Raw genomic sequence first — 23,717 nt, forward strand, 5'->3', positions numbered from 1 at the left:
CAGAGAACCCCATGTTTCACGTGAAACATGGGGTTCAAACCCGTTCTGAAAACTCTGACAATTACGCTACATTCCCAGCGGTTCCTTCTTCGCCATTCCAGCCTTTCGAGGAAGCTTGATACGCGGCTTCGTTGTCTTCTGGTAGAAGAGAAGCTCACGATGTCCAAGCCCCTGGGGAAGCTCATAGGTTTCACGTGAAACAAACGCAAGCCCACAAATCGCTGCGGCACGCTCAGCTGCGGACAGCTCCTCGTCAGTTGGACGCGCCTTCTCAAGCACCAGGAAGCCAGACTTCTTAAGAAGTGGTGCCGCATACTCAATAAGAACGTTTGACTGGGCAACTGCTCGAGCGAAGACATAGTCAAAGGTTCCAAAGAGCTCACGGGGCAAGTCCTCCACACGGGTGTGTCGAGCCTCGACCTGCGCGCACCTCAGTGCGGAAGCAAATTCTTCAACGGCAGCGATTTTCTTTCCAACAGAGTCGATGAGCAGACCATGAGCGCCCGTCATAATCGCAAGTGGTAGCCCAGGAAAGCCCGCTCCCGTACCCATGTCAACGTATCGCGTCTTCTCGTCCATCTCAACAAGATCACTGGCCATAGGAAGAAGGGAATCGACCAAATGAAGGGTCACAGCCTCCGAGGGATCGGTAATCCTTGTGAGGTTCACCACCTTGTTCTTCTCGATAACCAAGAGAAGGTGATGAACCAGGCTTGATGCCTGCTCGGGACTACAGGCAATCCCAAAGCCCGAGAGCTCATCGATGAGCCTCTGCTCAAGCACATTCGTCGTTTCGATATCCATAGTGAGCTCCTGACAAAAACCCATGCATCAAAAGAAATTGTCACAGAAAAGGGGAGGATGCTCAACACATCCTCCCCTGACCATAGCGTATGTGAGAACCAAGACGCTAGACGGCGGTGATAACCACGTAGCGCTCGGGCTCCTCACCCTCAGAGTGGGTCACCACGCCGTCGTCCTCTCGGAGGGCAAGGTGGATGATGCGGCGCTCATAGGCATTCATCGGCGCAAGAGAGACCTTGGAGTGGCGCTGCTTGGCACGAGCCGCAGAGGAGCGGGCAATGTCCTCGAGCTTCCTGCGACGACGCGTCTTGTAGCCCTCAATGTCAACGACAATGGGGTAGTAGAACTTCAGACGGCTGCTCATGAGCGAGCTCAGGACCATCTGAAGCGCGTCCAGCGTACGACCGTGGCGGCCAATCAGCACGGCAAGGTCTCCACCGTTCACGTCGAGGATGAGCTCACCGCCCTCACCGTCATACTCATCGATGGAGGAGCCCGTCTCGCCAAAGAGTGCGAGAATGGCCTTGAGGTAGGAAACCGCCAGATCCGCGACCGTGTCGGTCTCCTCGTCGGTCAGGGCGATGCCCGCCTCAAAGTGCTCCCTGATGGAAGCGAACTCATCGGAGGCGTCGACGGGCGCGGTTGCCACGTCCTCCTCCACGTTCTGCTTGACTTCGTCCCCCATGACGTCTTCCTCCAAATTAATCAAACTAATTGAGCGATATAACAAGAGCTGAGAGCGTTGTTAGTTCTTCTTGTGCGGACGAGGCTTGCGCTCCTTGCGCACCACGTCGACCTCAATCGGCTTGTTCGCGGCCTCGAGCTCGGCCTCGCGCTTGGCCTTCTCGGTGATGCGCTGCGTGATGACCTTCTGCTGGACGACCTGCCAGAGAGACGAGGAGACGTAGTACAGCAGGACGGCCGCCGGCACACCCCAGCCAAACCAGAGCATCATGAGCGCCATGACGCCGCCCATGGTCATGGTCTGGGTGCGCTGAGACTCGCTCTGGGTCTTGACGCTCATGACCATGGGGATGAACGTCAGGACGCCAAACAGCACGTCAAAGAGGATGTAGGGGACGGCAGCCACCCAGCCGGAGTTCTGGAGCACGGTGGCCACGGACTGAGAGATGGACGGCAGGATGCCAAAGAACGAGGCGTCGGCGGGCACCTGCTTGGCCACGGTGAACAGGCCAAAGAAGACCGGCATCTGAAGCAGGATGGGCAGGCAGCCGCCAAGCGGGTTGAACTTCATCTCGGCGTAGACCTTGCGCATCTCCTCGGACAGGCGCACCGGGTCGTCCGCGTAGCGCTCCTGGATCTCCTGGAGCTTGGGCTGAACGAGCTGCATGCGCACCGTCGACTTGGTCGAGTGCGCCATGAGCGGGGTCAGGATGAGACGGATGATGACCGTCAGGATGATGACGGCCAGGCCCCAGTCCCCGACGAAGCCCTCGATGCTCGCGAGCACCCAGGTCAGAAAGTTAATAAACCATTCCCACATGGTTCCTCCGCTCCGTCCCTCAGGGGACGGGATCGTATCCTCCAGCGTGCAGGGGGTGACACCTCAGCAGCCTCCGAAGGGCGAGCCAGAGGCCGCGCGCGAGGCCGTGGCGCAAAATGGCCTGACGGGCGTACTCCGAGCAGGTGGGCACGTAGATGCACCGGGGGCCCAGCAGAGGCGACAGCCGCCGCTGATAGAAACAAATGGCCCTGTCGGCCGCGCGGGCGGCGACAGAGCCACGACGTCCTCGGTCCATCTAGCGCGCCGCCCGGGCAAGCAGCCTCGAGAGCGACGCCGCGACCTGCTCGGGCGAGCTGTCGTGCGTCCTCGAGGTGGCAAACAGCAATACGTCGCAGCCGCCCCCGGGAAGCGAGCACAGGCGCGCGGCCTCGCGGAGGACGCGCTTGCACCTATTCCTGAAGACGGCGTTGCCAAGCCTCTTGGCTGCGATGAAGGCCACCCTCCCCGGGTGGCCCTCCTCGCACGGTGTCACGCGAATGCGCAGGAGGGCGTCGTTGTAGCGCCTCCCGCGCGAGAAGACCCTCTCAAAATCTCGCTTGGATTTGATGGTCTCCATCGGTCCTTGTTAGACGGTGAGGCGCTTGCGGCCCTTGGCGCGGCGACGGGCCAGGACGGCGCGGCCGCCCTTGGTGGCCATGCGGGCACGGAAGCCGTGGGTGGTGGCGCGCTTGCGCTTGTTGGGCTGGTACGTACGCTTCATAGCTATTCCTCCCGATTGGGTATGAACGTCCTTTAGAGCAATAAGCTCAGAGATTGTAAGGGTCCTGCTCGCCGGCTGTCAATTTCTTCACCCAAGAATCTCCTTGTGACCTTGACAAATCCGCACCCCTGCGCGTGGGACCGCGTGAAACCAATCGCAACCAACTTTGCATAACGGTGAAACGCGTCCGTACAATGCTATGATTTTTCAGCGGCTCTCAGCTGTGTTACTCCTGTTTTCGACATGTTTTTATCCGGTGTTGAAAACTTTCGTTCACATTGAAACCGCAGTGAAAAGTTTTCTTCATCTGTTCAGCGCGTGTTGAAAAGAACGGAGACCAAGGTGCCACGGGACTTCTATCCCTTCGTCGAGAAGGACCACGAGGAGGACGGGAACGGCCCGGACGAGCCCGTGGTCGAGCACCCCGCGCGCATCGCCGTGTACGACGACGTCGCCTCGGCGCCGCGCGTGGTGATGATCGAGCCCCAGGACGTGCGCAGCTACCTCGAGGAGATCACCTCGGCGGTGAGCCGGCTCGTGCGCGAGCAGGGCGGCACCATCCCGTTCATGGTCATCCGCGAGATCGTGGAGAACTTCATCCACGCCTACTTCCAGGCCCCCACCATCACCATCCTGGACGGCGGCAACACCATCCGCTTCTCCGACCAGGGCCCCGGCATCCGCGAGAAGTCGCTCGCCCTCGAGTACGGGACGTCGAGCGCGACGGAGGGGATGAAGCGCTACATCCGCGGCGTTGGGTCGGGCCTTCCCTACGTGCAGCAGTACATGGTCGACAAGGGCGGGAGCCTCGACATCGAGGACAACATCGCGGGCGGCACCGTGGTGACCATCTCCACGCGTCCGCAGGAGGACGCCCGGGCAACGGCAAACGCCGAGGTCACGCCCGACGAGGCGGCGCCGGCCGCGTGGGGGCAGCCCGTATGGCCGCAGCAGGGCGGCGCCTCATGGCCGCAGCAGCCGGCATGGGGGCAGGCGCCGGCCCAGCAGCCCGGCTGGCCCGCATACCCCGCCGCCGCGGGCTGGGCGCAGGGAGCGGTGCCCGCACCGATGCCGGGCGCGCCAGTCGCCGGAGCGGGCGCGCCCGGCCAGGCCTTCCCGCAGCAGCCGTTCCCGCAGCAGCCCTGGCCCGCCCAGCAGCCCGCGGCTCCGGCCGCCCCGGCACCCGCACCCGTGACGCCGCTCGACGAGCGAGCGCGCCAGGCGCTTGCCCATCTCGCCGCGCGCGGCGAGGCGGGGCCCTCCGACCTCACGCAGGCCTTTGGGCAGTCCGCGTCCTCGTGGTCGCGGACCCTCCAGACCCTCGCCCGCATGGGCGCGGTCACCAAGGGGGCCCAGAAGTACCGCCTCACGGAGTATGGGCAGGCGCTCGCCGCATCCTCGTGACGAGGGGTTATCAACAATAGCTATACTGGGTTCCACGCTTTTCAACATTCGTGGATACGGAACCTATGGAACTCACGCTTGAATCCGACGCCGACGCGCTCTGGCAGGACGCGCTCGACCTTCTGGCCGCAGATGACAAGGTGGCCCAGTCATTTGTCGCGATGCTGCGCAACTGCGCTCCCGTCTCGATGGAGGACGGGACGCTGCGCGTGGCAACGCCCATGCGCCTTGTGCACAAGACCGTCTCAAAGAACGCAAGGGTCGTGGAGGAGTACCTCTCCCAGGCGGCCTTCGAGCCGGTGCACCTTGAGGTGGAGTTTGCCTCCTCCGAGGCGGCGCCCCGCCCCCAGCCGCAGAGCTCGAGCATGTCGCCCGAGGAGGTCGCCTCGTGGACCCGCGAGACCGAGCGTCCTTCTCGCCCGCAGACCCCGCAGAAGATCGCCGAGGACACCTGGGACGAGCGCTCTGAGGGCAAAACCGACGAGGAGAACCGCCGGCGGCGCGAGAAGAACCCGCTGGTCGAGGAGATCTCGCCCGCGACCTCCAAGCTCACCTTTGAGCGGTTCGTGCGCGGCGAGGAGAACGACATGGCCTACCAGGCCGCCCTCCAGGTCGCAAACGGCATGAACAGCAACTACAACCCCCTCTTCATCTACGGCAAGAGCGGGCTGGGCAAGACACACCTCCTGCGCGCGATCCAGAACTACATCGCGCGCAACGACCCGTCGCGGCTCTGCGTCTACCGCGACGCCTCGAGCTTCATCACCGACTACACCGAGGCCATGCGCCACTCGGAGCGCTCGGCGGCGTCAGTCCTGAGGCAGAACTACACCGACATCGACGTCCTCATCATCGACGACATCCAGAAGATGGCCGGCAAGGCCGGAACGGTGGGCTTCTTCTTTGACACCTTCAACGAGCTCATCGGGAACGGCAAGCAGATCGTCCTTGCGGCCGACCGCACACCCGCACAGCTCGGCATGGGCAAGGACGGCTTCGACGAGCGCGTGACGAGCCGCCTGGCCTCGGGCTTCTCCATGTCCATCCAGGTGCCGAGCTACGAGCTCAAGCTCCGCCTCATCGAGACCTTCTGCGAGCGCATGCGCGAGGACGCCGAGCGCGAGAACGTGCCGGCGCTCTCGGGCGTGGTCCCCGACGCGGCCATGAGCCACATGGCCGAGCTCGCGGGCACCAACATCCGCGTGATCGAGGGCTTCTGCCAGCGGTGCCTCTTTGCGGCGACGGCCGCCGAGGGGCGCGGCCGCGAGATCAGCCGCGAGGAGATCGGCGCGATCGCCAAGGAGTGCTGGCCGTCGACGATGCGCTCGGTCTCCATCGAGGACGTGCAGAAGGCCGTCGAGAAGGCCTACGACATCGACCACGCGAGCCTCGTGGGAAGCAAGCGCCACAAGAACGTGATGGAGGCGCGCCACGTGGCCATCTGGCTCTCGCGCGAGCTCTGCGACCGCACGCTGGCAGACATCGGCAAGCACTTCGGCGGGCGGAGCCACGCCACGGTGATGCACAGCATCAGCGTCATCGACGAGACCAAGCGCGAGGACAAGGCCTTCTACGACCGCCTCATGCAGATCCGCGACTCCATCGCGGGCAACGCGTGAGGGAGCCGTGTGCGATGCGGCGGGAGGTTCTTGTCGACAACCTTGTCGATATCATGTGGGAAGCGTCTGAAAACCCGCTCGGCCGTGTGGAAAGAGTTTTCGACAGTGAGGGGAGTGTTGGGAGATGTTGAGGGGCACCCGCCCGAGAAGACCCAAGGGCAGCTATCCCTACCTCGCCTTCTAAGGGTTTTTCTACTTTTTGACACGCCCTATTACTACTGCTGTTCTTAAAAGATATCTAGAGAAATAAGAGAAAGGGTCGCACATGAAGTTCACCGTCAGCCAGTCGTCCCTCATGAGGGCCCTCTCCGTGGTGGCCAAGGGCATGGGGACCAACTCGACCCTCCCCATCCTCTCGGGCGTCTACATCCGCGCGCACGAGGGGGCCCTGGAGTTCCAGACCAACAACCTCACCATCTCGATCCGCCACCTCATCCCGGCAAACGTCGAGGAGGAGGGCGAGACCGTGGTCTCGGGCAAGGTCATCACCAACATCGTGAAGACCCTTGCGGACTCGGCGGTGACCTTCGAGGGTGGTGACCGGCAGATTACAGTTTCCTGCGACAAGTCGACCTTCCGGCTCAACACGCTCAACCCTGCGGACTGGCCATCCTTCCCCGAGCTCACGCCCGACCGCACGATCGAGCTTCCGAGCGAGCTGCTCTCCCGGATGGTGGACAAGGTCTACAAGGTGACCTCGCGCGAGACCTCGCGGCCCATCCTCCAGGGCATCCTGCTCACGGTCGAGGACAACACCATTCGCCTCGTGGCCACGGACTCCTTCCGCCTGGCCGTCTGCGACTCCTCCGTGGAGGCCGCGGCGGGCGAGACGTTCCGCGCCATCGTGGGCGGCGCCGTCTTCCACGACGTCCTCACCATGCCCTCCATGACCGACACCATCCAGATCGGGACGACGGAGAGCCAGGTGGTCTTCACCTTTGGCAATACGACCTTCGTCGCCCGCCGCATCGAGGGCAACTTCCCCGACTACAAGCAGCTCCTCCCGCCCTCCTGTGGCACGGCGGTGACCCTGGCCACCGACGAGTTCTCCGCGGCGCTCAAGCGCGTCTCCGTGATCGCGCTGCAGAACGCCTCGGTGCGCTTTGACATCGACGTCGAGGCGGGTCTCATGAAGCTCTCCGCGAGCTCTCCCGAGCAGGGCGAGTCCACCGAGCTCCTGCCCGTCGAGGCCGAGGGTCAGAGCCTTGCCATCGCCCTCAACTACCACTACGTCTTCGACTGCGTGAACGCGGTCTCGGGCGCAGGCGAGCTGCGCCTTGAGCTCCAGGGCCCCACCCAGCCGGGCATCTTCAAGAGCAACGGCAAGGTCAACTACCTCTACCTGCTCATGCCGGTCCGTCTGTAGGCAGCGCGTGGGACTTCTGGTAGCACACCTATCCCTGGCCGACTTCCGCTCCTTCGAGCGCCTGGAGCTTGAGCCGTCGCCCACCACGACGGTGCTCGTGGGCCCCAACGCGGCGGGCAAGACGAACACCGTCGAGGCCCTGCAGATGCTCACCGCGGGCTACTCCTTCCGGCGCCCCTCGCCGCGCCAGCTCGTGCGCGAGGGGGCCAGCTCCGCGCGCATAGACGCTCGCCTCCAGGGTGACGGGCGCGTGGTGGACATGCGCTGTGACGTGGTCGACGGGCGCCGGCAGTTCTCCCGTAACGGGAAGCGCTGCCAGGCGTCCGAGGTGCCCGAGTCGCTCATGTCGGTGCTCTTCTCGCCGGACGACCTGAGCCTCGTGAAGCGCGGCGCGTCGCACCGCCGCCGCGAGCTCGACGACTTTGGCTGCCAGGCGAACCGCGGCTACGCCAACGTCCTCGCCGCCTACCAGCGCTCCGTGGAGCAGCGAAACCGCCTGCTCAAGGAGGAGCGGCCGGACCCGGCGCTGCTCGACGCGTGGGACGCCTCGGTCTCGCTGGGGGGCGCCACGCTCCTCGAGGCCCGCCTCAGGCTCTTTCGGCGCCTGGCCGAGAAGGTCAGTGCCATCTACGGGCGAATCTCCCACGGCGAGCCGCTCGTCTGCTCGTACGAGTGCACGCTCGGCCCGGACGTGGGGGAGCTCGGCAGGGACGAGCTGCGCGAGCTCCTCTGGGAGCGCCTGAGCGCCGGGCGCGCCGAGGACCTGCGGCGTCAGCAGACCTGCGCGGGGCCCCACCGCGACGACGTGACCTTTCTCATTGACGGGCGCGACGCCCGGGCCTTTGGGTCCCAGGGGCAGCAGCGCTCGGTGGTGCTGGCGCTCAAGATGGCGGAGGTCGAGGTTGCCCACGACATCCTTGGCTCGCGGCCGCTTCTGCTGCTCGACGACGTCATGAGCGAGCTCGACGAGCGCCGCCGCGACGCCGTCATCCGTTTTGCCCAGCAGGGCATCCAGACGGTGGTCACCACCACCAACCTGGGGTACTTCTCGCGCGAGCTCCTGGACTCGTCCGAGGTGGTGAGCTTTGATGGCCGATGAGCTGAGCGAAGCCCTGCACCGTCGCGAGGCCTCCCCGAGCGCGCTCGGCGACGTCTTCTCCTCGTTTCTGGAGGAGCGCGCGGGCGCGGCCGGGCGCGTCACGCGGGCCTGGTACGCCGCGAACGGCGACATCGAGCGGGCCCACACCACGGGGACCTTTGTGCGGGAGCCGCGTCGCGGCGAGGCGGGCCCCGTGCTTGTTGTCTACGTGGACTCGAAGGCGCGCGTGACGGACTTCTCCGCCAACCGCGAGGTCTACCTCGCCCGCCTTGCGCACGCGGGGCTCCCCTTCTCGAAGATCGAGTTTCGGCTGAGCAGGTACCCGCGGCGCGAGCCGCAGGCGCCCGCGCGGGAGAAGGGGTCCTTCTCGCCCGCGGCCTCCCGCGCGCAGGTGACGCTGACGGCCGAGGAGGAGGCCAGGATCGAGCGGATGTGCGCCACCTTGCCCGCGTCCCTGCGCGAGAAGGTCTCTGAGGCCATGAGGGCGTCTTATTGCCGTCAGCGCGCTGAACGTGCGGTGGAATAGTCGAAAATCGTGAAGGTGGCCTTAGAATCTCTCTCACGGCCTCATAAGCGGTATCATGACTATGTATGGCTCGGCGATGTGCCGTGGCCTCAACCAATAGTCACCTTCATCGGCACGTCAGGAAGGAACCCCTTCCGGGAGAGGGAGAGCGCGTGACAAAAAAGAACGAGCACGAGTACGACGCCGGGGAGATCAAGATCCTCGAGGGTCTCGAGGCGGTTCGCAAGCGCCCGGGAATGTACATTGGCTCCACGAGCGCGAGCGGCCTGCACCACCTTGTCTACGAGGTCGTTGACAACTCCGTCGACGAGGCGCTCGCCGGCTTCTGCACCAAGATTTCCGTGACCATCCACGCGGACAACTCGATTACCGTCGTGGACAACGGCCGCGGCATCCCGGTGGGCAAGCACCCCGTGAAGAAGATCCCGACGCTCGAGGTCGTCATGACGATCCTCCACGCGGGCGGCAAGTTTGACAACAGCGCCTACAAGGTGTCCGGCGGCCTGCACGGCGTGGGCATCTCCGTCGTGAACGCGCTCTCCAAGCGCCTGGTGGTGCAGGTCAAGCGCGACGGCGGCATCTACGAGATGGAGTTCGCGCGCGGCAAGACCGTCCGCAAGATGGAGAAGGTCGGCACCTCCAAGGCAACGGGCACCACCACGACCTTCTGGCCGGACGAGGAGATCTTTGAGACCACGGTCTACGACTTCGACACCCTGCACGACCGCCTGCAGGAGATGGCCTTCCTCAACCGCAACCTCAAGATCACGCTCACCGACGAGCGCGAGCTCACCCCGCGCGTGGAGGAGTTCTGCTACGCGGGCGGCATCGTGGACTTTGTGAAGTTCCTGAACGAGGGCAAGGAGGTCGCAGACGGCCTCAAGAAGCCCATCTACCTGGCGGGCAGGACCGAGGACGGCACGGACCCGGCCAAGGCGGGCGAGGTCGAGGTGGCCATCCAGTGGAACACCTCGTACTCCGAGACCGTGATGAGCTTTGCCAACAACATCTTCACCCCCGAGGGCGGCATGCACCTCGAGGGCTTCCGCACCGCGCTCACGCGCGTCATCAACGACTACGCGCGCAAGCAGAACATCCTCAAGGAGAAGGACTCCAACCTCACGGGGGACGACATCCGAGAGGGCCTTTCCGCCGTCATCTCCGTCAAGCTCGGCGACCCGCAGTTCGAGGGTCAGACCAAGGCCAAGCTCGGCAGCTCCTTCATGCGCCCGCTCGTCATGAAGATCGTGTCCGACGGCCTGGCCGAGTACCTCGAGGAGCACCCCAAGCAGGGCCGCACGATCGTCAACAAGGCGATGCAGGCGAGCAAGGCCCGCACGGCCGCGCGCAAGGCCCGCGAGGCCACGCGCCGCAAGTCCCTGCTCGAGACCGCGCACCTGCCCGGCAAGCTCGCGGACTGCTCCGTGCGCGACGCCGAGGTCACCGAGCTCTTCATCGTGGAGGGCGACTCGGCAGGCGGTTCGGCCAAGGACGGCCGTCGCCGGGACATCCAGGCGATCTTGCCCCTGCGCGGCAAGATCTTGAACGTCGAGCGCGTGGGCGACCACCGCGCGTTCTCCTCGGACACCATCCAGTCCCTCATCACGGCCATCGGCACGGGCGTGACCGGCGCCGGCGGCGAGGGCGGGGACTTTGACATCTCCAAGGCGCGCTACCACAAGATCATCATCATGACGGACGCCGACGTCGACGGCGCGCACATCCGCATCCTGCTGCTCACCTTCTTCTACAAGTACATGCGGCCGCTCATCGACGCCGGCTACGTGTACGTGGCGTGCCCGCCGATCTTTGGCATCAAGGTCCGCAAGAAGATCCACTACGTCTATCCCAACGGCCGCGAGCCGGAGGAGGAGATCCTCAAGCGCACGATTCGCGAGCTGGGCTTCTCCTACGACGAGGAGGAGGACGAGGACGGCGCCACCAACGGCAAGGTCAAGAAGCGCAAGAAGGCCTACACCGTCCAGCGCTACAAGGGCCTCGGCGAGATGGACCCCAAGCAGCTCGCGTCCACGACGATGGACCCGCGCACGCGCATCCTGCAGCGCGTCTCCATCGACGACGCCGCCGCGGCCGACCGCGCGGTGCGCGAGCTCATGGGCAGTCAGGTGGAGTACCGCCGCGACTACATCGAGCGCCACGCGCACGACGCGCGCTTCCTCGACGCATAGTCACCTCCCGACGGGGTGTGCAAAGGGGACAGGCACCTTTGCACGCTAAGAACCCGTGCAAAGGTGCCTGTCCCCTTTGCACACCAGAGAAAGGCCCCACGTGGCAGACGATATGAACAACACGCCCGACGCGGGCGCCGAGCTCCCCGAGGACCTGCAGCGCCTGCTCGACCGCGCACAGGCCTCCGACGAGGGCGCCGACGTCTACGATCCCGACGAGGAGTCGGAGGACGCCGAGGACGACGACGGCGAGCTCGAGGAGGAGTTCGGCCAGGCCGGGCGCGGCATGGACGCCGGCATCACCGACGAGCACGGCGGAGCCCTCCAGATCTCCGAGTTCGGCCACGAGATGCGCCAGAGCTTCATCGAGTACTCGATGTCGGTCATCACGGCGCGCGCCCTCCCGGACGTGCGCGACGGCCTGAAGCCGGTCCACCGCCGCATCCTCTACGCCATGAACGAGTCGGGCATCTTCCCCAACCGCCCGCACAAGAAGTCGGCCTGGACGGTCGGCGAGGTCATCGGCAAGTACCACCCGCACGGTGACTCGGCCGTCTACGACACGATGGTCCGCCTTGCCCAGTGGTTCTCCATGAGGACGCCGCTCATCGACGGTCACGGCAACTTCGGCAACATTGACGGCGACTCCGCGGCCGCGATGCGATACACGGAGAGCCGCCTGGCAAAGCCCGCCATGGACCTCCTGCGCGACCTGCAGAAAGACACCGTTGACTGGCAGCCCAACTACGACGAGTCCCTCCAGGAGCCGCAGGTCCTTCCCGCGCGCTTCCCCAACCTGCTGGTGAACGGCTCCTCGGGCATCGCCGTTGGCATGGCCACCAACATCCCGCCGCACAACCTCGGCGAGGCGATCGAGGCCGCGTGCCTGCTCATCGACAACCCCGACGCCACGACCGACGACCTCATGCAGGTCATGCCCGGCCCGGACTTCCCCACCGGCGCCGTCATCATGGGCGTCGACGGCATCCGCGAGGCCTACGAGACCGGCCGCGGCTCCATCACGGTGCGCGCCAAGGCGCACGTGGAGTCCACCAAGACCGGCCGCAACCGCCTTGTCTTTACCGAGATTCCCTATCAGGTGAACAAGGGCACCCTGCAGGAGAAGATCGCCCAGCTGGTGAACGAGAAGCGCATCGAGGGCATCTCCGACATGCGCGACGAGTCCAACCAGAAGGGCATCCGCCTGGTCATCGAGCTCAAGAAGGACGTCATCCCGCAGGTCGTCCTTAACAACCTCTACAAGTACACGCAGCTCCAGACCACCTTCGGCGTGATCAACCTGGCGCTCGTGGACGGCGTGCCAAAGTGCCTCACCCTGCGCGAGATGCTGCAGCACTACATCGACCACCAGGTCGACGTGGTGACCCGCCGCACGCGCTTTGACCTCAAGAAGGCGCAGGCGCGCGCCCACATCCTCGAGGGCTACCTCATGGCCCTTGACCACATCGACGAGGTCATCTCCATCATCCGCGCCTCGCGCACCGACACCGAGGCCTCCCAGCGCCTCATCGAGCGCTTTGGCTTCACCCCCGAGCAGACCACGGCCATCCTCGAGATGCGCCTGCGCCGGCTCACCGGCCTCTCGCGCGACCAGATCGAGGAGGAGCTCGCGGGCCTGCGCCGCGCGATCGCCTACTACGAGGACCTGCTCGCCCACGAGGAGAAGATCCTTGCGGTCATCAAGGACGAGATGCGCGAGATCGGGCACAAGTTTGCCGACAAGCGCCGCACGGAAATCTCCGTCGAGGGCACCAAGGAGCTCAACGTCGAGGACCTCATCGCCGACGAGGACATGGTCGTCACCGTCACGCACGCGGGCTACGTCAAGCGCACGCCGGTTGCGACCTACCGCTCCCAGAAGCGCGGGGGCAAGGGCGTCCAGGGCGTGAACCTCAAGGACGAGGACTTTGTCGAGGACCTCTTTGTGGCGTCCACCCATGATTACGTGCTCTTCTTCTCCAACAGGGGCAAGGTCTACCGCCTTAAGGTCCACGAGCTGCCAATCGCGCAGCGCACGGCCCGCGGCACCGCCATGGTGAACCTCGTGCCGTTTGCCGAGGGCGAGCACGCGATGGCCGTCATCACCTGCCGCCACTTCCCCGAGGACGAGTACCTGATGTTCGCCACGAGGAACGGCGTGGTCAAGAAGACCGCCATGAGCGCCTACGACCGCACCCGTCGCGACGGCATCATCGCCATCAACCTCAAGGACGGCGACGAGCTCGTGAACGTGCGCCGCGTCCGTCAGGGCGACAAGGTGGTGCTGGTCTCCACGGACGGCAAGGCCATCCTCTTCCCCGAGTCCGACGTGCGCCCGATGGGCCGCGACACCTCGGGCGTCCGCGGCATCACGCTCAAGGGCGACGCCAAGATGCTCGGCATGGAGATCACCAACGGCAACGGCGACCTCTTCGTCATCACCGAGAAGGGCTACGGCAAGCGCACCCCCATCTCCGAGTATCCCGAGCACAAGCGCGGCGGCCAGGGCGTCTACACGATCGCGATGACCGCCAAGAAGGGCAACCTCGCCGCGTGTCGTGTCGTTGGCCCGCAGCACGAGCTCATGATCGTCTCCGGTGACGGCGTGATCATCCGCGTCAAGGTGAAGGACATCTCCAAGCTTGGGCGCTCCACGCAGGGCGTCAAGGTGATGAACCTGACCGACGGCGACCACGTGAGCGCCGTGGCGCGCATGGTGGCCAGCAAGAAGAAGGCTCCCAAGCACGACGAGAATCAGGGCATGCTCGACCTTGCCTCGGCCGGCGCGCGAGATGCGGACGAGCCCGAGTCCATCGACATCGGTGGCGAGGAGGAGCTCGACGACACGCTGCTCGATGACGAGGAGTAGCAACTGAGAGTCTGCCGAGCGTGCGCTCGGCTAGGAACGCAGGCCCCACCCCCTGGGCGCAAAGCGTGGTCCGGGGGGTGGGGCTTATGGTTGAGCGGCGACGGCGCGGGGGCGGAGCCGCGCCGGTGCGACGGCGCCGCGGTTTGACCGGCGACTGAGTCGCAGCCGCGCGGCTCCTACGAATGTTGGGTACTTTTTTCGCGATGAGCGAAGTACCCAACACTTGAGGTGCATCTCTGAGCTGGGAAAACGCCGGCAGAAAAATGTTGGGTACTTCGCGAGACGCGAAAAAAGTACCCAACACTCGCAAAGTCAAATCAGAACGTGACCGAGCTGGGCGGGAGCGGCTACTCCTCGCCCGCGTTTGGGCTCACGTTGAAGTCCTCGGGGGACAGGCTCTCCACAAACTCGTGGAACTCGGCAAGCTCCCGCTCTTGCTCATCCTTCTCAACCGAGCGGAAGTCGGGAAGCGCCGCCACGGAGAGCACGTCTTCCTCCGCAAAGATGGGGGCCTCCGCCCGCACCGCAAGCGCAATGGCGTCCGACGGGCGCGCATCCACAAGCACCTGCCCGCCATCGTCGCGCAGCAGCTCTACCTGTGCAAAGAAGATGGTCCCCTCAACTCCGACAATGCGCACGCTGGAGCAGCTCGCGCCAAGCGCCTCGATCGAGGAGACAAGAAGGTCGTGCGTCATGGGCCGGCGCCCCTCGCGCGGGTTTACGCCCATGGAGATGGCCGTGGCCTCGATGGACCCGATCCTAATGGGGAGCTGCAGCTCAGGTGAGCCGTCCTGCTCGTCACGGGGTCGGAGTACGACAAGCGAGGGGAGCGGCCCGGAGCCTACCACGACGCTCTCTATGTCCATTCGCCTAAGTGCCACGAACCATCCTTTCTCTTGCTCGCATATCCTACCCAATTGGGCGTGTCGGAACACGCCTCATGTCCCCCGTGAGCGAATCGAAAAGAAAATGCCAAAATCTCGTTGACGCGGCCGGGAGACCTGTGTAATATATCTCCTTGCGTTGGGCCTGTAGCTCAGTTGGTCAGAGCGTCCGGCTGATAACCGGGAGGTCACAAGTTCGAACCTTGTCAGGCCCACCACTTTCCTGACAATAGTCACCCCAGCGTTAGCCGAGTCGCCGCTGGGGTGATTATTCTTTACCGGGACAGGTTGTCCCGGACCCAGAGGGGACGTAGCTCAGCTGGGAGAGCGCGGGCTTTGCAAGCCTGAGGCCGTGGGTTCGAACCCCATCGTCTCCACCATCAGATCGGCCGGGGCCTTCGGGTCCCGGCTTTTTTGTCGTGCCGCTCTTGGGGTGCGCGGAGCTCGCCGGCCGCCCGTCCGCCAGCACCCCCCGCGCCCCGCGCACCAGCCCCGCTGCGGTATCATTCGGGCGAGAAACACGACGTAAGGAGTGCCATGTCACACAGCGAGGACCGGCGCGAGGGCGTCTCCCCCCAGACCGACGAGCTGGCGAGCGCCCTCATGGGCGACGCGCTCGACCTCATGGCCGCCGGCAGGGAGTTCGAGGTCCTTCTGGTCATCGAGGACAAGGCCGGCGAGGTCACGAGCTATGAGTTCAAGGACGACGGCCCCGAGGCCTGCCTCGAGGGCGCGCACGAGCGCGTGACGTCGCTCCCCCATGCCGTCCGTTACGCCATCGCGTACGAGGGCGCCGTCGAGGATGACTCCGGCAGCTACGCCGACGCGCTCCTCCTGGAGTTCGGAGAGCGCGGTTATCGCAGCTATTCGGCCTACTCGCTCGTGGACGGCAAGGGCGCAGGTGATGGTTTCACGTGGACCGACCCCGCGCCGGCCGGAGAGTTGCCCCCGCTGCTGTAAAGTACCGTATGGCGAGAAATACCAGCCGCCGGCCGAGAAGTGTCGGCGCACAGAGCGAGAGGGACCCATGCGTCAGGAGAACATCAGGAACATTGCGATCATCGCACACGTCGACCACGGCAAGACCACGCTCGTTGACCAGATGCTCAAGGCGACGGACGCCTTCCGTGAGAACCAGCAGGTCCAGGAGCGCGTGCTGGACTCCAACGACCAAGAGCGCGAGCGCGGAATCACCATCCTGGCGAAGAACATCTCTATCGAGTACAAGGGCGTGAAGATCAACGTCATCGACACGCCGGGTCACGCCGACTTTGGCGGCGAGGTCGAGCGCGTGCTGCGCATGGCCGACGGTGCCCTGCTGCTGGTGGACGCCGCCGAGGGCCCCATGCCGCAGACCCGCTTCGTCCTGCGCCACGCCATCGACGCGGGCCTGGCCATCATGATTGTGGTCAACAAGATCGACAAGCCCGCCGCGGAGCCGGAGAAGGCCGTCAACACCTCTCTCGACCTCATGGCCGACCTCGGTGCCACGGACGAGCAGCTCGAGTTTGCCATGGAGCACGTCATCTACGCCTCCGCGGTGAACGGCTTCGCGCGCCTGGACCCCGAGGACGGCAACCAGGACATGTTCCCCATGCTCGACATGATCGTGGACGAGCTGCCCGCCCCCGAGGTCGACGTGGACGGCCCGCTGGCCATGCAGTGCGTGACCATCGACCACTCCGAGTACGTGGGCCGCATCGGCATTGGCCGCATCTACTCCGGAACCATCCACGCCGGCGACAAGATCCTTGTGGTGAAAAACGACGGCTCCCGTGCCATGAGCCAGGTCAAGCAGCTCTTCACCTTTGACTATCTGGGCCGCAAGGAGTGCACCGAGGCCCAGGCCGGCGACATTGCGGCCGTCGTGGGCATCGACTCCACTGACATCGGCGACGTCTACACCGACCCCGAGAACCCCGTCGAGCTGGAGCCCATCGAGATCGACCCGCCCACGCTCTCCGTTGTCTTTGAGCCGTCGACCTCGCCGCTCGTGGGCCGCGAGGGTGATATCGTGGGTGGCCGCCAGCTCAAGGAGCGCCTCATGCAGGAGCGCGAGAACAACGTGACCATGCGCATCGAGGAGCTGCCGGACAAGACGGGCGTCGAGGTGGCCGGCCGCGGCATCCTGCACCTCTCCGTCCTCATGGAGACCATGCGCCGCGAGGGCTTTGAGTTCCAGGTTGGCCGCCCGCGCGTGCTCTTCAAGAAGGACGGGAACGGCAACCTTACCGAGCCCGTCGAGCAGGCCGTGGTGGAGTGCCCGGGCGAGTACTCCGGCAAGGTCATCGAGGTCTTTGGTAACGCCGGCGGCACCATGACCACGATGGACACGGGCACCACCCAGACCCACCTCGAGTTCAAGATCCCCACGCGCGGCATCATGGGCCTCAAGAACCGCATCCTCAACGTCACCCATGGCGAGGCCGTCTTCTACCACACCTTCCTCGAGTACGGCCCCTACGCCGGCGAGATCGGCGTGCGCCAGAACGGTGCCATGATCTCCATGAGCACCGAGAAGGCCGTGGCCTACGCGCTCGGCACGCTCCAGGAGCGCGGCACCCTCTTCGTGGCCCCCGGCGACGAGTGCTACGAGGGCATGCTCGTGGGCGAGCGCTCCAAGGCGGGCGACATGGTCGTGAACATTGCTCGCACCAAGAGCCTGGGCAACCAGCGCTCCTCCACCGCCGACATTGCCGTGCAGCTCACGCCGCCGCGCACCTTCACCCTGGAGGAGGCGCTCGAGTACATCATGGACGACGAGCTCGTGGAGATCACGCCCAAGAGCGTCCGCATGCGCAAGCGCCTGCTCTCCGAGATCGAGCGCCGCAAGTGGGCCGTCCGTAACGGCAAGGTCAAGAAGTAGCAGCCGGCACGACCAACCGCCGCATCTATATATAGATGTCTTCGGCGCCGCGTTCTTCTCGCCCTGGGGCGGGGGACGCGGCGCCTTTTGTTTTCAGCAGAGCGCCGGGCGAGAAGAACCTCACGGCGCATCCCAACAGAACCGTTGAGCGGTCAAAAACAACCGTTCACGGAACGACGGGATAGTCTGCCGTCAGCTCCTTGAGAGGCGGGCGTGAGGCTCAATGCTGCATTTTGCAATCTAATTGGCGGAAATGAGTCATCATTACGTCATATTTTAGTGAGATATGCGACATTGGTACCTCGCTTGTATGACCAATCACTCGCAATGCTTCCCAAAAGCTCGCGGCACGGTTGCCAAACGGCAGCAGAAAGGGAGCAAAACCGTTCCGGCTCTTGTGAGCTAAAGTATCTCTGAATAGCGCTCATTGGGAGTGCTGTGTCGATTTTTGGCGCATGGACAAAGGAAGCTAAAAGGGAGGAAGTGCATGAGCAAGCGTTTTGCAAGGAGCCTTACGGTCTTCTGCATGCTCGCGTTCGCGCTGCTCGTTGCCGGCGCAGGGTTCTTTGCGCGTCCCGCGTACGCGGAGACCGTGAACCTGGCTCTGGGCAAGAGCGTGACGGCGAGCTCGCATGAGGCAGACAACGTTCTGCCCGAGAACGCCGTCGACGGCAACACGACGGACAAGCAGAACTCCAGGTGGGGCAGCAATCAGGGTGATCGCCCCGCATGGATCACCGTTGACCTGGGCCAGAGCTGCAAGATCAGCTCCATCGAGGTCTACTGGGAGCGTCACACGGCCCTCAAGTACGAGGTCCAGATCTCCAACGCCGACGCCAACCCCGGCGTGGACGGCGAGTGGACCACGGTCTACTCCTACGACAAGGAGGAGCCCCCGGCCGATACCCACGAGGTCTTTGAGCTCGATCAGGTGACGGACGCCCGCTTTGTCCGTCTCTATATTGAGAACTACCTCCCGGCCGACCCCACGGTTTCTGGTGACGTCCGCTGGGACACCATCTCTATTTATGAGCTCATGGTGAACGGCGAGGGCACCGGCGAGTCCACCCAGGACCCGCAGCAGAACGTCGCTCTCAACAAGGGCGGCCAGGCGAGCTCCGTTGAGGCCGCCACGCTCGCGGCGGACAAGCTGACCGATGGCGACACGTCCACCAAGTCCTCCCGCTGGAGCAGCTCCGTGGGCGCCAAGCCCTCCTGGGTCTACATCGACCTCGGCGCGTCCTATGACGTGAGCACCATCCGCCTGTACTGGGAGCGCCGCAACGCCACCAACTACAAGGTTCAGATCTCCAACGCCGAGACCGTCCCCACGGACGACTCCGGCTGGACCGATGTCTACACCAGCACCTCCGCTCCCGCGAACAAGATGGAGGACATCACGGTCGCGGACGGCCCGCAGAAGGCTCGCTTCGTGCGCGTCTACATCAGCGACTACGTGAGCGCCGATCAGTACGGCGACGGTGAATGGAACTCGGTCTCCCTCTACGAGATCGAGGTCTACGGCGGCGACGCCCCCATGTCCCCCGGCGACCTTGCCGATCAGATCGTCGTGAACGCGCCCCAGAAGGGTGACACGCGCCTTGACGTGACCATGCCCGAGGCCGAGGGCTACAAGGTCGAGTTCCGTGGCGCCGACTTCGAGCAGATCGTCGACAGCGAGTTCAACATCAACACCCCGCTCGTCAACAAGGACGTGAAGCTCGCCTTCAAGATCACGGACACCACGACGGGCTCCTATCAGCTCGTCGAGCGGACCGTCACCATCCCCGGCGAGTACGAGACCAACCCCGGCGCCGAGGCTCCCGTCATTCTGCCGGAGCTCTCCGAGTGGGCCGGCGGTGAGGGCACCTTCACGGTTGGCGCCTCCACCAAGATCTACTACACCGACGCTTCCCTCAAGAGCGTGGCAGAGCTCTTTGCCGCTGATCTCTCCGAGGTTCTGGGCCTTGACCTCACGGCCGAGCAGGGCGAGGGCGACGGCATCGTCTTCACCCAGAGCAGCGATGCCGAGCATGTGGCCCTGGGCGAGGAGGGCTACACCCTCTCCGTCACCGGCTCTCGCGTCACCGTGACCGGCTCCGCCAACGGTTCCGAGTGGGACGCCACCACGAGCGCCAACTGGGGTGCCCAGACGCTGCTTCAGGCCTTCGAGCAGGGCAAGGGTTCCATGGCTCAGGGCGAGGCGCGCGACTACCCGCTCTACAAGGTCCGCGGCATCATCCTTGACGTGGGCCGCAAGACGTTCACGATGGACTGGCTCGATCAGCTTGCGCGCGAGATGGCGTACTACAAGATGAACGACCTCAACGTCCACCTGAACGACAACTTCATCGGCATCGAGAGCTACGTTGCCGACGGCATCGACCCGGCCGACCTCGAGAAGGGCGCCTACTCCGGCTTCCGCATGGAGTCCGACATCACCGAGGGCACCGAGTACACCTTCGGCGGCAAGCAGTTCACGGCTCGGACTAACCTCACGAGCTCTGACCTCTCCTACACCAAGGACGAGTTCGCGAACTACATCAACAAGTACGCCGAGCTCGGCGTGAACATCTCCCCCGAGATTGACACGCCCGCTCACTCGCTCGCCATCACCAAGGTCTTCCCCGACCTCTCCTATGGCGTGATGCGGCACCGCAACCGCGACCACCTCGACATCATCAACCAGTATGATGCGGTTCTCGACATGGCCGAGACCATCTGGGGCGAGTACGTTGGCGAGGGCGATGCCTTCAGCGGCGCCCGCTACATCAACATCGGCGCCGACGAGTTCAACGTCTCCGGAAAGGGTGACCACGACACCGGCAACGCGCTCGCTACGGGCGTGGCGTACCGCATGTTCGTGAACGACCTCTCCAACTTCATGCTGGACAAGGGCTACACTCCGCGCGTGTGGGGCTCCCTCTCCAACTACTCTGGCGACAACTCGATGGTCGAGCGCGCCGACGAGGCCCAGGTTCTTCTCTGGAACTCTGGTTACGCGGACATCACCGAGATGTACAACATGGGCTACCAGCTCATCAACTGCGATGACGGTACCTACTACATCGTGCCGGGCGCCACGTACTACTATGACTACCTGAACCCGAGCACCATGTACAACGCGGCCATCAACACGCAGAACGCCACCATCCCGGCGGGCGACCCGCAGATGGTCGGCGGCATGTTCGCCGCGTGGAACGACATGATCGATCGCAACGCGCTCGGCATCTCCGAGTACGACGTCTACGACCGCCTGCACCAGTCCATGGGCCTCTTTGCCGCCAAGCTCTGGGGCAAGCCCGCCGACGCCCTCTCCCTTGAGGAGGCCCAGGGTGTCATGAGCAGCCTCGGCCTCGCGCCGGGCACCAACCCGGGCTACGCCATGGACGCCAACGAGGACGGCACCTACGTCCAGCTGGGCATGGATGACCAGACCGACGCCTCCGGCATGGACCGAGGCATCGCCGAGCTCAAGAACGCCACCATCGAGGACCTTGGCTACACGGGCGCCCTCAAGCTCAACGGCGGCGAGTCCTACGCCAAGCTCAACGGCATCGAGACCCTCGGTCTTGGCTCCGACCTGCGCGTGAAGGTCATGCGCACCTCCGACTCCACCGAGGAGCAGGTGCTCTTTGAGTCCCCGTACGGCAAGATCCTTGCCGTCCAGGACGGCACCGGCAAGGTGGGCATCTCCCGCGAGGACTATGACTTCACCTTTGACTACACCCTGCCCGTGGGCGAGTGGGTCGAGCTTGAGTTCAAGAACGTCAAGGACCAGACCTCGCTCTTCGTGAACGGCCAGCTGGTCCAGACCGTTGGCTCGGGCACCCGTGGCGCCGAGCACGCCACCAACATGTTCCCGCTCGCGTACGTGGGCTCCGCCACCAACGCGTTCGAGGGCTACGTGAACGACGTCTACGTGACCGCGTCCCCCGACGTGACCACGACCGAGTACGCCTCCACCATCTCGCTGCTCTATGCCGTCCAGACTGCTGACGCGGTGCTGGCCGAGCAGGACGTCCCGGGCCTCGCCGACGCCATCGAGGCCGCCAAGGCGGTCATCGACCAGGTGAACCCGGAGAAGTCTGCCATCGACACGGCCGCTGCGGCCATCGATGACGCGCTCGCTGGCGCGGATTACGAGAAGGCCGACTACACGATGGTCGAGAAGTACCTCGCGCTCGTGCCCGAGGACCTCTCCGCCTTCACCCCTGAGACCGCCGGTGTCCTCGAGCAGGCCATCGCCGGCATCCGCGAGGGCCTTCCCGCGGGCATGCAGGAGACCGTTGACGGCTACGTGTCCACCCTCGTCGCCGCGCTCGACGGGCTTGAGCTCCAGCCGGCGCGCGACCTCAACTTCATCGACAGCGCCACGCTGACCGCCACCGCCTGCTCGCAGCAGTCCAACAGCGGCGCCGAGGGCCCCGCCACCAACGTCCTTGACGGGAGCGTGTCCACCCTCTGGCACACCCTCTGGAACGGTGACGGCTGCGACGAGCACTGGATCGAGCTCTCCAAGAAGGATGGCTCCCCCATGACGGTGAACGGCCTTGAGTACACGCCGCGCTCCGGCGGCGGCAACGGCACGGCCACGAGCTATCGCGTCGAGGTCAAGAACGCCGACGGCGGCTGGGACACCGTTGCCGAGGGCACCTGGGACACCTCCGGCGCTGCCAAGACGGTCTCCTTTGACACGGGCTACACCACCACGGCCGTGCGCCTGGTGATCGTTGAGGGCGTGGGCGGCTTTGGCTCCGCTGCCGAGATCCGTCTTGGTGACGGTGCCGTGAGCGCCGACGTCGAGGGCCTGCAGTCCGTCGTCGACTTTGCCAAGACGCTCACCGAGGGCGAGTTCACCACCGAGTCCTGGACCGCCTACCAGGAGGCCCTGGCCGCCGCTCAGGCGCTTCTCGACACCGAGAACCCCGATGCGACGCAGGTCGAGGCCGCCAAGGCCAACGTCCTTGCCGCTCAGGTGGCCCTGCGCTTTGTTGCCGAGGACCCCGAGCCCGAGCCTGAGCCCGAGCCGGTTGACAAGACCGTCCTTACGCAGCGCGTCGCGACGGCCGAGGAGCTTGCTGCCAGCGGCTCCTACACCGACGAGTCCGTCAAGGCCCTGCAGGATGCGATCGACTCCGCCAAGGAGGTCCTCGCTCAGGATGACGCCACGCAGGAGGCTGTCGACGCCGCTGACGCCGCGCTCGCGGCCGCGATTCGCGACCTTGTCGAGAAGCCCGGGCAGACCGTCGACACCTCCGAGCTCAAGGACGCCATCAACGACGCCGCCTCGCTCGTGAAGGACGACTACACCGCTGAGTCGTGGGCTGCCTTCGAGGAGGCCCTCAAGGCCGCCAACGAGGCGCTCACCTCCGACGACCAGGCCAAGATCGACGCTGCCCTTGAGGCGCTGAACGAGGCCAAGGCCGCGCTCGTCGAGGCCACCACGCCTGGTGGCGGCGAGGAGCCTGGTGGCGACCAGAAGCCTGGCGACACCACGCCCGGCGGTGACACCAAGCCTGGCGACACCACCAAGCCTGGCACCGGTACCTCCAAGCCCGGAACCACCACGGGCACGGGCTCCACGGTGCCTGAGACCGGCGACAACAGCCTACCCGTCATGGGTGCGGCCCTGACCGCCGGTGCCGTGCTTGCCGCTGGCCTCCTCCTCCGCCGCAAGGCCGAGTAGGGCTCGCGCAGAGCAAACCCTAGGCGGGGGCGACGCGTACACGGCGCGTCGCCCCCGCTTTTATGTGGGGTGGGAGCCGCTGGGGGTGTGCCGCTGCCGGCGGTGAGCTGCCGGCGGTGACAGAAAAGCCTTCCAGTGCGCGCGTGCCAGCGCACACTGGACGTTATTCTCGTCCGT

At 64.9% G+C, this 23,717-nt stretch carries 17 protein-coding genes and 2 tRNA genes; 12 read left to right on the plus strand and 7 right to left on the minus strand.

Annotation, left to right across the window (positions count from 1 at the left end; all coding sequences use genetic code 11):
- Positions 1 to 66 precede the first annotated feature (66 nt).
- From rsmG to rpmH, 6 genes are all read right to left on the minus strand, one after another.
- Positions 67 to 804, minus strand: coding sequence for a 16S rRNA (guanine(527)-N(7))-methyltransferase RsmG (rsmG, locus tag B5F84_RS06340; RefSeq protein WP_158094504.1), 738 nt, complete (start codon positions 802 to 804; stop codon positions 67 to 69).
- A 106-nt stretch (positions 805 to 910) separates the two neighbouring features.
- Entirely contained in the window at positions 911 to 1,489 is a 579-nt protein-coding gene (locus B5F84_RS06345) for a R3H domain-containing nucleic acid-binding protein (RefSeq protein WP_087321969.1), read from the minus strand.
- 60 nt (positions 1,490 to 1,549) lie between these two features.
- The gene (locus B5F84_RS06350) at positions 1,550 to 2,308 is read right to left on the minus strand and encodes a YidC/Oxa1 family membrane protein insertase (RefSeq protein WP_087321970.1); all 759 of its coding nucleotides are present in this window, start codon (positions 2,306 to 2,308) and stop codon (positions 1,550 to 1,552) included.
- A 19-nt stretch (positions 2,309 to 2,327) separates the two neighbouring features.
- Entirely contained in the window at positions 2,328 to 2,564 is a 237-nt protein-coding gene (yidD, locus tag B5F84_RS06355) for a membrane protein insertion efficiency factor YidD (protein WP_087321972.1), read from the minus strand.
- Positions 2,565 to 2,885: a ribonuclease P protein component gene (gene rnpA, locus B5F84_RS06360; RefSeq protein WP_087321973.1), complete on the minus strand. Its 321-nt coding sequence runs from the start codon at positions 2,883 to 2,885 to the stop codon at positions 2,565 to 2,567. It abuts the gene before it with no gap.
- Between the two features lie 9 nt (positions 2,886 to 2,894).
- Complete coding sequence (gene rpmH / locus B5F84_RS06365) at positions 2,895 to 3,029, minus strand: 50S ribosomal protein L34 (RefSeq protein ID WP_072373740.1); 135 nt, start codon at positions 3,027 to 3,029, stop codon at positions 2,895 to 2,897.
- Positions 3,030 to 3,371: 342 nt separating this feature from the next.
- Here rpmH and B5F84_RS06370 point away from each other — a divergent pair, with 342 nt between their 5' ends.
- The 7 genes from B5F84_RS06370 to gyrA all read left to right on the plus strand — a co-directional run bounded on the left by B5F84_RS06370 (position 3,372) and on the right by gyrA (position 14,101).
- Positions 3,372 to 4,433, plus strand: a complete 1,062-nt coding sequence (locus B5F84_RS06370; RefSeq protein WP_087321975.1) for an ATP-binding protein — start codon at positions 3,372 to 3,374, stop codon at positions 4,431 to 4,433.
- A 65-nt stretch (positions 4,434 to 4,498) separates the two neighbouring features.
- On the plus strand, positions 4,499 to 6,052 hold the full coding sequence (gene dnaA / locus B5F84_RS06375) for a chromosomal replication initiator protein DnaA (RefSeq protein ID WP_087321977.1): 1,554 nt from the start codon (positions 4,499 to 4,501) through the stop codon (positions 6,050 to 6,052).
- 265 nt (positions 6,053 to 6,317) lie between these two features.
- Entirely contained in the window at positions 6,318 to 7,418 is a 1,101-nt protein-coding gene (dnaN, locus tag B5F84_RS06380) for a DNA polymerase III subunit beta (RefSeq protein ID WP_087321978.1), read from the plus strand.
- Positions 7,419 to 7,425: 7 nt separating this feature from the next.
- Positions 7,426 to 8,517 (plus strand): DNA replication and repair protein RecF, encoded by a 1,092-nt coding sequence (recF, locus tag B5F84_RS06385; RefSeq protein ID WP_087321980.1) that lies wholly within the window; start codon positions 7,426 to 7,428, stop codon positions 8,515 to 8,517.
- Positions 8,507 to 9,043, plus strand: coding sequence for a hypothetical protein (locus B5F84_RS06390; RefSeq protein ID WP_087321981.1), 537 nt, complete (start codon positions 8,507 to 8,509; stop codon positions 9,041 to 9,043). The genes recF and B5F84_RS06390 overlap by 11 nt, the downstream gene beginning before the upstream one ends.
- Positions 9,044 to 9,195: 152 nt before the next feature.
- A complete protein-coding gene (gyrB, locus tag B5F84_RS06395; RefSeq protein ID WP_239378288.1) occupies positions 9,196 to 11,232 on the plus strand; it encodes a DNA topoisomerase (ATP-hydrolyzing) subunit B in 2,037 nt (678 codons plus the stop codon).
- Between the two features lie 112 nt (positions 11,233 to 11,344).
- Positions 11,345 to 14,101 (plus strand): DNA gyrase subunit A, encoded by a 2,757-nt coding sequence (gyrA, locus tag B5F84_RS06400; protein WP_087321985.1) that lies wholly within the window; start codon positions 11,345 to 11,347, stop codon positions 14,099 to 14,101.
- Between the two features lie 347 nt (positions 14,102 to 14,448).
- Here the strand turns inward: gyrA and B5F84_RS06405 are convergent, their stop codons facing one another.
- Positions 14,449 to 14,982 (minus strand): bifunctional nuclease family protein, encoded by a 534-nt coding sequence (locus tag B5F84_RS06405; protein ID WP_087321987.1) that lies wholly within the window; start codon positions 14,980 to 14,982, stop codon positions 14,449 to 14,451.
- A 144-nt stretch (positions 14,983 to 15,126) separates the two neighbouring features.
- Here B5F84_RS06405 and B5F84_RS06410 point away from each other — a divergent pair.
- The 5 genes from B5F84_RS06410 (at position 15,127) to B5F84_RS06430 (ending at position 23,540) form a co-directional block, all read left to right on the plus strand.
- A tRNA-Ile gene (locus B5F84_RS06410) sits at positions 15,127 to 15,203 on the plus strand.
- Between the two features lie 86 nt (positions 15,204 to 15,289).
- A tRNA-Ala gene (locus B5F84_RS06415) sits at positions 15,290 to 15,365 on the plus strand.
- 157 nt (positions 15,366 to 15,522) lie between these two features.
- Positions 15,523 to 15,945: a hypothetical protein gene (locus B5F84_RS06420; RefSeq protein WP_087321989.1), complete on the plus strand. Its 423-nt coding sequence runs from the start codon at positions 15,523 to 15,525 to the stop codon at positions 15,943 to 15,945.
- Positions 15,946 to 16,012: 67 nt separating this feature from the next.
- Entirely contained in the window at positions 16,013 to 17,851 is a 1,839-nt protein-coding gene (gene typA / locus B5F84_RS06425) for a translational GTPase TypA (protein ID WP_087321991.1), read from the plus strand.
- 487 nt (positions 17,852 to 18,338) lie between these two features.
- On the plus strand, positions 18,339 to 23,540 hold the full coding sequence (locus B5F84_RS06430; protein WP_087321993.1) for a discoidin domain-containing protein: 5,202 nt from the start codon (positions 18,339 to 18,341) through the stop codon (positions 23,538 to 23,540).
- Positions 23,541 to 23,717 lie beyond the last annotated feature (177 nt).

This window comes from Olsenella sp. An290, assembly GCF_002159535.1.
Taxonomy (GTDB): Bacteria; Actinomycetota; Coriobacteriia; order Coriobacteriales; family Atopobiaceae; genus Thermophilibacter.